This window comes from Exiguobacterium aurantiacum, assembly GCF_001766415.1.
GTDB classification, from domain to species: Bacteria; Bacillota; Bacilli; order Exiguobacteriales; family Exiguobacteriaceae; genus Exiguobacterium; species Exiguobacterium aurantiacum_A.
Window position 1 is genome coordinate 257,362 of sequence record NZ_MKXO01000003.1, and the last position, 13,262, is coordinate 270,623.

Sequence of the window (13,262 nt, forward strand, 5' to 3'; positions counted from 1 at the left end):
TCGAAACGAGATGTTTCAAATAACAGGGCATCGGTTAAAGAGAAAACGATGCCATTATGAATTTGGAGGAACCCCCCATGAGTTGGAAACGAAAAGTGAAGCGTGGTGTCTATTTAGGCATGCAACGCGGCAAACGAATCGGCCGTCGGTTGATGAAAGGAACGAAGACGCAAGTGCAGACGAGACAGTTCGTCGAAGTCGTCCCGTCTTGGCACGCTCGGACGTCTGCGAACTATGAAGTTGACGGTGCGGCGCTCGTTTCTACGATGGCTGAAAAACAATTTTTATCATACGGTGAGCGCGCCTCGTCGTTTCGGACGGTACCTGGTGCGAACTCATTTCAACTCAACCCGTCAATCCGCGAGTTTGACGCGAGTTTAAACGTTGAGAAGAGCGGTGACATCGAAGTCACGTTGCTCGTCATGATTTATAGCGACGAAGAACGCAAACGTGTCGTTCGCGTCGGAGACGGTGTCCGTACGACGGTCTCGCTTGTAGACGGTGAGACGAAGACACGCTTTGTGATTCAAACGCAAGGAAAAGGTCGGGTCTTGATTCAATCGCTCCTGATTGACGGACAATCGCTTTGGAACGTCGAAGGAATGAGCAGTGCGGTGGCAGACGCCGACTTTGACGCGATGATTCCTTTAGATGTGGATTCGCTCGAACTCATCTCGCCGCTTAGCCGAATCGTTGAGATCGATGGCGGGCTCATTCGTGTCAGCGGGCAAGGGAACCAATACGAGCACTACGGTGTGCTCGAGACGGCGCTCCCTCACGTCGACACCGAACGCGGTATCGATTTTTCGCTCGCCGATATGGACGATTACGTCTATCGTTTCTATTTAAAAGGAGAAGCCGAAGAGCTGGCGAAAGCGACGTTGTTCGTCGCGACGTATGCCCACGGTGAACGCGACCAGCTCATCGAGGTCCCGCTCGGCTTCAGTAACGTCTTGAGCCTTACACCGAGCCATGATTCGGTTCGCTATTTCATCCGTTTCCACGGCAACGGTACACTCTCAGACTTGAAGCTCGGCGTCATCCGTGAGAACAGTGTACGCCGTACCGAGACGTTCGACCTTGACCCGACGTTCTGGACGATCCCGACACCGGAATCAATCAAGTTAAAACAAGATCCGTCTGGTCTCCGTCTCGTCCTCGATGTCGAGCCGGACGTGCGCCGCTACGTGTCGTATATGGAAACGAACAACCGCTTCACGGTCCTCCCGAAAGAGAAACCGTATACGGTCCGACCGAACCATCGTTACCGTGTGACGGTCGACGGTGAACTCGATGCGAACACCGGTGTCGTCCTCTACATCATCTCGTATTCGTTGACTGAGCGGTTGTCGATGCAGCAAGTACAACTCGGCAGCGAGAAGATTTTCGAGTTCGGGAAAGACGTGCGCTACCTGCGCTTCGCGCTCCGCGTCGACGGGACTGGCGAAACGCTCGTCACGAACATCCGCGTCACCGAAGAGATCATCACGGACCGGACGCAAGTGCCAGAGTGGATCGACCCACGCGAGGCCCGTCTGTTTGAAGCGAAACCACGCGAGCTTCACGAGATGAAAGTCGCAGCCATCTTTGATGAATTCACGACCGCCTCGTATCGTCCTGAATGTGAACTGATCACGTTCTCGCCGGACGATTGGCCAGCGGTTCTCGCCGACCGTCAACCGGACTTCCTCATGGTCGAATCGGCCTGGAAAGGGAACGACAAGACGTGGGAGAAGAAAATCGTCAAATATGGCACGAACACGTGGGAAGAGCTCGATGCGCTCCTCGACTGGTGCCGCGTCAACAACGTGCCGACCGTGTTTTGGAATAAAGAAGACCCGATTCACTATGACCGCTTCATCGAGACGGCGAAACGGTTCGACTTTGTCTACACGACGGACGCGAACATTCTCGATAACTATAAAGAAGACTGCGGACATGACCGGGTCGGCGCTTTGCCGTTCGCGGCGCAGCCGAAAGAGCATAATCCGATCCGCCTGCCGGGCACACGTGAACCGTACGCCTCGTTCGCCGGTTCGTATTACGCAAACCGTCACGAATCGCGCCGTATCGATATGGATCGCTTGTTCGCGGCGGCTGATAAGTATGGCCTTGTCATCTATGACCGGAACTATGAAATGAACCAACGCGGTGAGACGGATCAACTCCAATTCCCGGAGCAGTTCCGTAAATCCATCCGCGGCAGCTTGAAGTACAACCAAATCGCTAAAGCGTATAAAGGCTTCAAAGTCATGCTGAACGTCAACTCGGTGAACGATTCACCGACGATGTTCTCACGCCGCGTGTTCGAAGGGCTCGCTTGTGCGACGCCGGTCGTCAGTACGCGCTCTGTCGGCGTCAAGCAGATGCTCGGGGATTACGTCTTCCTAGACGAGGGCGACGAGATGCTCGAAGAGACGTTCCGCAAACTGCTCACGGACGACAGCTTCTATGAAGACGTCGCCATGGGCGGCATGCGACATGTGCTCAAGTACCACACGTACACACAACGTCTCGCCCAAGTCGTCGGCAACATCGGTCTGCCGTATCGTGTCGATCACCCGGAAGTCGCGCTCGTCGCGTTCGTCCGCTCAGCCGACGAGATGGACCGCGCCGTCGAGACGTTCCGCGCGCAAGACTACGAGCATAAACACCTCGTCGTCTTCCTCGACAAGTTCGAGGGGCATCTTGACTTGTATGAAGCTTACAACACCGAGGACATCTCGACGTTCATGCTTAGTTACTTGACGCAATATAACGCCTTGTCTGAGATTCTTGAAGGCTTCGACTGGATGGCGTTCATCCGTCCGAGTGACTATTACGGACCGGCGTACGTGTCGGACTACATGCTCGCGACGCGTTACGCGGACTCGAACATCTTGACGAAAGAAGATTACTTCGTCTGGAAAGACGGACTCGAGAAAATTGACTCGGACGGCACGTACCGCTACGTCTTCGATGCGACCCCGTCGCGCTCGATCATGAAGCCGGATGTGCTCCGCTTCTATAGCGTCCCTGAAGCGCTCGATGTCTTAAAACAAGACGAGACGCTCAAAGAGCTCGCTCAGTCCGGAGAACGGATCTTCAGTACAGACCCGTATCAATACGTGAAAGCAGGGAGCGATATGCCAAAAGCGGTCGCTCAGGAGGTACAATTATGACGACACCACTTCGCGTCCTCGTCTATGGGGATGTCAATTTAAATTTGATCGACGGGTCGGCCATTTGGCTGACGTCCGTCGTCTCGATGTTGAACCAAGACCCATCGATTCAAGTCGACGTGCTGCTGAAGCGCTCGATCACAAAACCGGAAGTGACGGCCGGCATCCGTGAGTTGCCGAACGTCCGCTTCATCGATGTGTTCGCCAAAGATTCAGGCAGACAAGACGCGCCGTACTACGAGCGCGGGGTACTCCAAGCCGACGAAGCGGCCGGGCTGATTGACGAGTTGATGACGACAGGCGGCTACGACATGTCATTCATCCGTGGCTTCCAGCTTGCCTACGACTTGTCACAGTATGAACGGACGATGGCGAAGACGTGGACATATATCACCGACTTCACACACGACCATACGCAGGCGTCGGCAGAAGAACTCGCCCGCTTGCAGCAGATCGCGTCGCGTTCGGCGCGCATGCTCTGTCAGACCGAGGCGATGAAGACGTATTTCGAATCGTTCCTGCCGACGGACCGGCCGTTCCTCATCTTGAACCCGATGATCCCGAACGTGAAAGACGAGACGCCGACGTTCACGAAACCGAACGATCGCCTCGTCTATACGGGCAAGTTCGCCCCGCTATGGTATTCGACGGAGATTCTCGACGCGTTCGCGAAGCTTCGGGCCGACTACCCGGCCGAACTCCACGTCGCCGGCGACAAGTTCAATCAAGACCCGAACAACCCGAACTTTAAACGAGACGTACTCGCCCGCTTGAAGGCGGATGACGGCGTCCATTGGTTGAAAGGGATTCCACGCGCCGATGTCGAGACGTTGATCGACTCGAGTGCGATCGGTGTGTCGTGGCGTCATCCGGAGCTCGACGCGAGTCTTGAACTGTCGACGAAACTGCTCGAGTACGGATCGCTCGGAAAACCGGTGCTGTTGAACCGTAACCCGATGCACGAACTCATCCTCGGTGCGGACTATCCGCTATTCGTCAATTCGGAAGACGAGTTCATCGAGAAGGCGAAGCTCGCGCTCACAGATGAACGTGTCTATCGTGATGCGGCGAGTCGCCTCTATGAGATGGCGCAATATTACACGTTCACGAACACGTATAAACGTCTCCACGATGAACTGTGGGGGATGAAGAAGATCAACTTGCTCTTCGCCGGACACGATTTCAAATTCCTGCGTCTGTTCATGGACTACTTTGAGCGCCATCCGCGCTTCAACGTCTTGATTGACGAGTGGGAAGGTCACAAAATCCATGACGTGAATCACAGTAAGGCGTGCTTGGACCAGGCCGATATCATCTTCTGTGAGTGGGGTCTCGGTAACGCCGTCTGGTATTCGCACCATAAAAAGCCACACCAGACGATGATCGTGCGCATCCACCGCCAAGAGAAAGAGACGCCGTTCCCGCGGGAGTACAACCTTCACAACATCGACCGGATCATCCTCGTGTCGCCGTATATGCTCGAAGAGATGTACCGCTTGTTCCGTATCCCGCGTCATAAGATGACGATGATTTACAACGCGGTCGACGGGACTCGTCTCATCCAACCGAAACAGCTGGACGAGTTGACGTTCCACCTCGGTATGATCGGGGTCAATCCGAAGTTGAAACGACTTGATCTCGCGCTCGACATGCTCGAGACGCTCCGCAAGGAAGACACGCGCTACAAGCTGTTCATCAAAGGGCATCATCCGAACGAGATTTACTGGATCAACAAACGGGAAGACGAGCGCGCCTATTACGATCGTCTGCTCGAACGACTTGAGGAACCGACGTTCAAGGACAGTGTCGTCTTCGACGGTCACGGTGATGATGTTCCGGAATGGCTGACGAAAATCGGCTTCATCTTATCGACGAGTGACCTCGAGAGCTTCCACCTTGCGCCAGCAGAGGCGATGACGTCGGGAACGTTCCCGATCATCCGCCATTGGACGGGGAGTGAAACGATTTATCCGGACGACGTGCTGATGGAAAACGTGCTAGACGGCGTCGACATCATCCGATCGTTCCGCGATGATTCAGCCAAGCTACTCGCAGCGACACAAGACTATATGGCTTACGCACATCATCATTTCGCCATCGAGACGCTCGCACCGAAGCTTGAACAGCTCCTTTTGATAGAATTGAATCGGAAACACTAAAAGCAAGCCCGGTCATTCCGGGTTTGCTTGTTTTGAAATTATTTTGAGGAGATACGCTATGAGCCATTTTATATATGAATCGACTGGTCAGACGCTTGATTTTGAGCGCCGCGACGGTCTGACACACATCGTCTCGGAGACGCCGCTCGACGTTCGTCTCGGTATGTACGATCAGTCACGAGACGAACCGAACGGGATGAACATCTCGTTCACGTTAGACGAACAGTTCAGCGTCGCCGTCCCGTTCAATAACTTGATCCCGGTCTACTATTCAGAAAGTCCGATTGTCGTCGGGACGTCACTTGAAGAAGTGGCACAGCTAGCCGGGAAAACGTCCGTTCGCGCAGAGGCCGTCTCTCAGATGCGCCTCATTGGGCATGTGTTTGGGGACGGGACTCGCTTCGAAGGGGTCAAACGTCTCGGTGCGGGCGAACGATTGACGGTGCGTGACGGAGCGATATTGATCGACACGTGGGACGAACTTCCGCAAAGTACGCCACAGCTCCGCGACGATTTTGTCGACTCGTGGATGACGACGCTTCGAAACGCGGTCAACGTACCGATGCAAGCCGTCAATATCCCGTTCGCCGGGTCAGCGCTCGACGTGTTGCTCACAAAACTTTATCTCGAAGCCGGAAAAAACGTGACGCTGCACGTACCTGACATGGGAGGGAACGAGGCGCGTGTCGCACGCGACTTGTTCGACGACATCGAGCTCGCCGAGACGGCTGCCCCCGAGGCGACACTCGCGTTGTCGCTCTCTAAACGGATCGCCGCTTCCTACGAGGCGACAGACGGCAACTTGACTGCCTATGAGAGCATCCCGACCGGTAGAGCCGTTGACCTTGACTATGTCGAGGTTGGGAAACACGGGACGGATTGGTTGTACGGGAAACACGTGTTTTTGAAAGACAACATGGATGAGCACGAAGCGAAGCAACAACTGTCGCGTAAGGCGATTCGTGCATTCGAAGGATTTGGTGAAGCGGAACGCGAACAAGTTGAAGGTATGCTCGACCGCCTATTCGACGCAGAACCGGAACGCGATTGGAACGGCCGGCTTGAAGCGGTCTGGTTCCATTTGAAAATCGAACATTTCCACGCTTACGCACGGCGTGGGTTCATGGGTGAGATGACGCTGTTGCAACCGCTCTTCGATCGCGACGTCTTGCGTCACATCCTCGAAGCGCCATACGAACTGCGCCGCCAAGGTCATCTCGTCAAAGTTGCGCTTGAGGAGCTATTTGGTACGAAGCCGCTCCACTTCGTCAAGGAGACGTTCGCTTGGAGTGACGCACCGCTGCTGCCGACGGTCGTACCGACGCCGCTCAACTGGCGGCTCATGCTTGAAGCGACCGCATCAACTCAAGTGAAGCGAATGAATGAATTGCTCGGTGTCGAATCGGGCGTGACTGAGGCTTTCCAACCGAGCGAGACGCCAGACCATGGCTACGTCTCACTTTGGAACGACTGGACGGCTAAAAACTGGTCGGCCCGCCTGTCTGGTTCGGAAATCGAACCGGAGACGGTCGAGTTGATGATTCCGGAGGCACACAAGCCGCGCAGCGTCACGATCAAGCCGTTCATCTATCACTACTTCATCCCGTTCAACGCCGAACTGTTCAACATGCGTGAAGAAGGATTTGCCACCCATATCGAAGTCAAACCGCTCGGCGGGGAGAACGGCTACGTACAATTGTTCAACCAGAGCTTCAGTGCGCCGCCATCGACAGAGTTCCAAAAAGATGCGACACTCGGTAGCGCCCCTTATATAAACATCGAAGGAACGATCGAAATCGTGTCTGACGAGACGACACCGATCGAACTATACGTCATGCAATACGACGCGAAAAAGAATTTGAAGAAGACGGCGTTCAGCCATGAACTCCGTCCCGGCGCGAACACGCTCCGCCACCGTTTGCCGAAAGAAGTCGAGGCCAAGTTCGTCAAGTTAGCGATTAAATTCCAAAACAATCAACACACCGTCCAAGTGAGGATGGGGTCGTGGGTCATAGAAAGCTGAGGAAATCGTCATGGACCGTCAACAAGTTGAATATGTAGAACGTGAGAACGCATTTTTGCGGGAACAGTTACATGCACTGACAGACCAAATCGAAACGGTGAAGCAAGACGTGCTTGAAGAAGGCGCGAAGCATATTCGCGGCAAAGAGAACACCGTCCAAAAAATGAAAGAGCTTGAACGCGAAATCCGCCAAGCGAAAGCGAATACGGGCAAGTGGAAACAAGAAGCGATGAAGGAGAAGCAGCGAGTCGAAGAGTTGACCGGCCAAGTTGAATCGTTGACGAGTCAAGTTGAGCGTTTGCAAGGTGTGGTCAATCGGGCGAAATCAATCCCGTTCGCGGGTAAACTCGTCACGAAACTCGAGCAGGAATGTAAGCCATCATGAGTCACTACGATGAGCTGTTAGCTGAAATCGTAGCCGAGAAGAAAGCGTGGAACCGATTCGTCGAGCAAACGTTCGAACCGGTTAAACTCCCGCCATGGTTTGACGAGCCGGTCGAACGGGGAATCAGTGTCATCGTGGCCTCTCATGACTCGGAAGAGCTGCTCGCGACATGTCTCGCCTCGCTCGAGGCCCAGACGCTTGACGCCTCGCTCATCGAATGGGTGCTCGTCTTCAATGGAGACAAGAACGAAACGTTGCTTGAGGCGAGTCGACAGTTTGGCCGTGACGTGACCGTGCATCGTCTGCTTGAAGACGAAGCGAACGTGAGCATCGCCCGAAATCGAGGACTCGAGACGGTGACGCGTCAATACGTGACGTTCTTGGACGAGGACGACACGTTCAGCCCGACCTACTTGGAACGACTATTAAACGAGGCGTTGCCGGACCGGGTCGTCATCGCCGATATTCAAGACTTCGATCCCGAGGGCAACGTACTCGTCTCGCCGCTCCATCGTGAGTTCGAGCGACTCGCCGGAGGTGACTGGTCGTACGAACAAATGGCACAACTGTTGACGCTGAACGCCTGCAAGCTCATCCCAGCGGTGTATGCGAAACAAGTCCGTTACGAGCCGTCGCTTCGCAGCGGGGAAGACGTCGTGTATTTCTCGACGCTCTTCTCGACCTATCAACCGGCCGTCACGCTGTTGCCGAGCGGCACGGACGCCGTCTATTTCCGCCAAGTGAGAGGCAATTCAGTATCTCGGCAGGCAGTGAGCCGCGAGTTCTCGATTCGACAACGCCTCGCCGTCATCAAGTCGCTTAGCGATTTGCTTGTGAACGCGAATGACGCGTCGCGCCGTTTCATCGAGCGCAAGATTGATGCCCAAACATCGATGATGAGCCTGTACTTCAAAGATCATCCTGAGGAGCGCGGGGCCATTCATCAACTTGTCGTCGAGAGCGACCTGCCGTACTTTTCATACAGCATCTTGAACCAACACGCGGCAACGGTTGGACTTGTTCTCGGGGAAAAGCTCGAGAACGTCGAACGACTCGTCTCGGAATATCCGGAAAACACGATTCTCCGAGTTTACTTGCTTAGTCCGTTCACTCGAGGTAAGCTTGCCGAAGCTGTCAGTCCGGAAGTATTCCGTCGTCTGACGTTCGCTAACATGGCTTCGGTGTCGAATTGGTCATTGTTACCTGAAGTTTGTTATAGTTTAGGAGATGTGCGGGCGGCGGCCTTGAGCACGGAATATGTGCTTAGTACGACCGTGCGAGCGGTTGCGTCGTCGTAATCCCGTTTTGTCATTAAAATGTAATTGCTTCTCAATTCACATCAGGAGTATAATGGGTTTGATTTTTGATGAATTCTTAAATAAAGTGAAATGTTAAGCAATATTCAGTGACTAGTGTCACTAACATCTATGGAGGTAAGCTCAACTATGAAAGTATGTACAATCGGATTAGGATATATTGGACTCCCAACGTCTGCAGTCTTCGCCCAATACGGTGTCGATGTGCTCGGCGTAGACATCCATCAGTCAGTTGTCGATAAATTGAACCGTGGTGAAATCCACATCGAAGAACCGGGCCTCGGAGACGTCGTCAAAGACGTCGTCGCCAAAGGCAAGTTCCGTGCCTCGCTCGAGCCGGAGAAGGCAGATGCATTCATCATCGCCGTCCCAACACCGAACAACGATGACGAACATAAATCTTGTGACCTCACGTACGTGTTGGATGCAACACGTAAAGTATTGCCATATGTTGAAAAAGGCAACGTCATCATCGTCGAGTCGACAATCGCGCCGCGTACGATGGATGATTTCGTGAAACCAATTGTCGAAGAAGCAGGCTTCATCGTAGGTGAAGACATCTTCCTCGTGCACTGCCCAGAACGTGTCCTCCCAGGACAAATTCTGCATGAACTCGTTTACAACAACCGTATCGTTGGCGGTATCACGCCAGACTGTGCCGAAGCCGGTGCTAAAGTATACAGTACGTTCGTAAAAGGTGAAATCATCAAGACGGACGCGAAGACGGCTGAAATGTCGAAACTCATGGAAAACACGTTCCGTGACGTCAACATCGCACTCGCGAACGAACTTGCGAAAGTGTGTAACGCCCTCGACATCAACGTCCTCGACGTGATCGAAATGGCGAACAAACACCCGCGTGTCAATCTTCACAGCCCAGGACCAGGTGTCGGCGGACACTGTCTTGCGGTCGACCCGTACTTCATCGTCGCGAAACAACCAGAGCTCGCGAAAATCATCAAGTTGTCACGTGACACGAACGTCTCGATGCCGGCATACGTCGTCGAAAACGTTCAAAAACTTGTGTCAGGTCAAACAGACGCAAAAATCGCCGCGTTCGGCGTAACGTATAAAGGGAACGTTGATGACATGCGTGAAAGCCCAGCTGTTGAGATCATCGAATTGATGCTCGAGCAAGGCATGAACGTCGCCGTCCACGATCCACACGTTGAAGTCTCATCGTCGAAACACTTCGATCTCGTCTCGAAAGAAGAAGCAATCAAAGATGCGGACATCGTCCTCGTCCTCGTTGACCATAACGAGTTCAAAGCGCTCGACTTCAACGAGTTGAACGCAGCGATGCGTCGCCCGATGATCTTTGATACACGTAATATCGTGAAGGCTGATGACAGCGACCTCGCGGTTGTAAACTACGGAAACTTGTACGAATACGTCAACGGAAAAGTAACGTTGGCTTAACCTGTGTGCCGACTATGATCAAAGCCTCGAAGCAAGTATTCATCGAACTATGGGAGAGTCTCTATTTAATTGTGAGACTCTCTCTATATGAAACGAAAAGTCGCTATTCGATGCAGTACTTCGGATACTTGTGGGAAATCTTGACGCCAATCATTCAAATCAGCATCTATTGGCTCGTCTTCGGGTTCGGTCTTCGTGCGGGTCGAGACGTTGGTGATGTCCCGTTCCTTCCATGGCTCGTCTCCGGAATTGTGCCATGGTTCTTCTTTGGACCGGCCATCGTCAGTGGTTCTCGATCCGTTTTTTCGAAGATTGCACTCGTCTCAAAGATGAGCTTCCCGATCAGCACAATCCCGGCGTACGTCATCTTGTCGGAACTATACCGACACGTAGCGATGGTTGTGATCGCGTTCATCTTGATGATGGCGTTTGGCATCAGTGAAGGCTGGAACATCCTGTTCTTGCCGTACCTGCTTCTCAGTGCGCTCGCGTTCCTTTATGCGTTCTCACTTTTGACGTCGGCACTGGCCACGATTATCCGCGACTTTCAAAATTTGCTGTCACAAATTATTCGGATGATGCTTTATTTACTACCTATCTTTTGGCAACCGACCGGAACGCTTGAAACGATTCTCATGATCAACCCGCTCTACTACTTGGTGGAAGGGTACCGATCGATGTTCCTCGGAACGGATTGGCTCATGCAAAATCTTAGCTACGGCCTCTACTTCTGGGGCTTCACGCTCGTGACGTTCTTAATCGGTTCGGCGATCCACGTTCGTTTCCGTCGCTACTTCATTGACTATATTTAAGGAGCGGTGACGTATGAGCTACCAAGTAAAGTTTGAAAACGTATCAAAACGGTACACGTTGTACCGGAAACAAAGTGATAAGCTGAAAGAAGTGTTGTTCAACCGGGCGAACGGTAAGCAGTTTTATGCGCTCCGTAACGTCACGTTCGAAGTCCCGCCTGGGGAAGTCGTCGGGATTCTCGGGATTAACGGTTCGGGGAAATCGACGATGTCGAACCTTCTGTCGGACGTCATCCCGCCGACGCACGGCAAGATCGAGCTGCGCGGAAAACCGTCGCTCATCGCCATCTCGTCTGGGCTGAACGGAAACTTGACCGGGATGGAGAACATCGAACTGAAATGCCTCATGCTCGGCATGGACAAGCATCAAATCAGAGCGATCACCCCGGAAATTATCGAGTTTGCCGATATTGGCGACTTTATCGATCAACCGGTCAAGACGTACTCGAGCGGAATGAAGGCGCGACTCGGCTTCGCCATCTCGATCAATATCAACCCTGACATCCTCGTCATCGATGAGGCGCTCTCGGTCGGAGACCAAACGTTCACCGACCGCTGTCTCGTCAAGATGAACGAGTTCAAAGACGAAGGAAAGACCATCTTCTTCATCAGCCACTCGGTGTCACAAGTTCGGCAGTTTTGTACGCAGGCGATCTGGCTTGAATACGGTGAGATCCGTGAGTACGGACTCGTCGACGATGTGGCCGACGAGTACATGAAGTTTTTGAAATGGTTCCGTACGCTTGATTCGAAGCGTCAATCGGAGTTCAAACATCAAAAAATGGAACAACGCACAACGATCGTCGACCAGCACGATATCGGTGAGACGATCATTTTGCCGCGTCACCCCCGAAAAGGAGAATCACTATGATTAAAGTTATGACCGTGTTCGGCACGCGTCCCGAAGCCATCAAAATGGCTCCACTCGTTTTGGAGCTCAAAAACCGTGAAGGGATCGAACCGATCGTCGTCGTCACAGCCCAACATCGGGAGATGCTCGACCAAGTCTTGCAATTGTTCAAAATCACACCAGACTATGACCTAGACGTCATGAAGAAGAATCAAACGCTCTTCGACGTGACGACACGCGTCCTTCACGGACTCGATGAAGTCATGAAGGAAGCGAAACCGGACATCGTCCTCGTCCATGGGGATACGACGACGACGTTCGCAGCGTCACTCGCGGCGTTCTACAACCAGATTGCCATCGGTCATGTCGAGGCAGGGCTACGCACGTACAACAAGTACTCGCCGTATCCGGAAGAGATGAACCGTCAATTGACTGGCGTCATGGCTGATTTACACTTCGCACCGACTGAGACGTCAGCTGAGAACTTGCTTCGTGAGAACAAGACAGAAGCAGACATCTTCGTCACAGGCAACACGGCAATCGATGCGTTGAAGACGACCGTTCAAGACGGGTACGACAATGAACTGTTGAACTCGATCACGTCACAAGGCAAGCGCCTCGTCTTGTTGACGGCACATCGTCGGGAGAACCTCGGTGAACCGATGCGCAATATGTTCCGTGCTGTCCGTCGCTTGATTGAAAAATATGACGATATCGAAGTCGTCTATCCGGTCCATATGAACCCGATCGTTCGGGAACTGGCCGGTGAGATTTTAAACGATCTCGACCGCGTCCACTTGATCGAGCCGCTCGATGTGTTCGATTTCCATAACTTCGCATCACGCTCACACTTGATCTTGACAGATTCAGGTGGCGTACAAGAAGAAGCACCATCACTCGGCGTACCGGTCCTCGTCCTTCGTGACACGACGGAACGTCCAGAAGGTGTCGCAGCCGGAACGCTCAAACTCGCAGGCGTTGAAGAAGAAGTCATCTTCGGCCTCGCTGACGAGCTCTTGTCTGACGCGGCGGCGCACCAAAGCATGGCGAAAGCGTCTAACCCATACGGGGACGGGGAGGCGTCACGCCGCATCGTCGACGCAATCGTCGAACGCTTCACGCGTTGATGGGTTTAGG

The 13,262-nt window shown here is 53.3% G+C and carries 9 protein-coding genes; all 9 read left to right on the plus strand.

Annotated elements, in window-relative coordinates:
• Positions 1-77: 77 nt before the first annotated feature.
• The 9 genes from BJU60_RS08865 to wecB all read left to right on the plus strand — a co-directional run bounded on the left by BJU60_RS08865 (position 78) and on the right by wecB (position 13,252).
• Positions 78-3,161 (plus strand): CgeB family protein, encoded by a 3,084-nt coding sequence (locus BJU60_RS08865; RefSeq protein ID WP_070328528.1) that lies wholly within the window; start codon positions 78-80, stop codon positions 3,159-3,161.
• A complete protein-coding gene (locus BJU60_RS08870; RefSeq protein ID WP_070328529.1) occupies positions 3,158-5,320 on the plus strand; it encodes a glycosyltransferase in 2,163 nt (720 codons plus the stop codon). Before BJU60_RS08865 ends, BJU60_RS08870 begins: the two co-directional genes overlap by 4 nt.
• A 58-nt stretch (positions 5,321-5,378) precedes the next feature.
• Positions 5,379-7,343, plus strand: coding sequence for a hypothetical protein (locus tag BJU60_RS08875; RefSeq protein ID WP_070328530.1), 1,965 nt, complete (start codon positions 5,379-5,381; stop codon positions 7,341-7,343).
• A 10-nt stretch (positions 7,344-7,353) separates the two neighbouring features.
• On the plus strand, positions 7,354-7,728 hold the full coding sequence (locus BJU60_RS08880; protein ID WP_070328531.1) for a hypothetical protein: 375 nt from the start codon (positions 7,354-7,356) through the stop codon (positions 7,726-7,728).
• Positions 7,725-9,026: a glycosyltransferase gene (locus tag BJU60_RS08885; RefSeq protein ID WP_070328532.1), complete on the plus strand. Its 1,302-nt coding sequence runs from the start codon at positions 7,725-7,727 to the stop codon at positions 9,024-9,026. Before BJU60_RS08880 ends, BJU60_RS08885 begins: the two co-directional genes overlap by 4 nt.
• A gap of 147 nt (positions 9,027-9,173) precedes the next feature.
• Entirely contained in the window at positions 9,174-10,463 is a 1,290-nt protein-coding gene (locus BJU60_RS08890) for a nucleotide sugar dehydrogenase (protein ID WP_070328533.1), read from the plus strand.
• Positions 10,464-10,477: 14 nt separating this feature from the next.
• Positions 10,478-11,275: an ABC transporter permease gene (locus tag BJU60_RS08895; RefSeq protein WP_070328534.1), complete on the plus strand. Its 798-nt coding sequence runs from the start codon at positions 10,478-10,480 to the stop codon at positions 11,273-11,275.
• Between the two features lie 13 nt (positions 11,276-11,288).
• Complete coding sequence (tagH, locus tag BJU60_RS08900) at positions 11,289-12,146, plus strand: teichoic acids export ABC transporter ATP-binding subunit TagH (protein WP_070328535.1); 858 nt, start codon at positions 11,289-11,291, stop codon at positions 12,144-12,146.
• Positions 12,143-13,252: a non-hydrolyzing UDP-N-acetylglucosamine 2-epimerase gene (gene wecB / locus BJU60_RS08905; RefSeq protein WP_070328536.1), complete on the plus strand. Its 1,110-nt coding sequence runs from the start codon at positions 12,143-12,145 to the stop codon at positions 13,250-13,252. The genes tagH and wecB overlap by 4 nt, the downstream gene beginning before the upstream one ends.
• Positions 13,253-13,262: the final 10 nt, after the last annotated feature.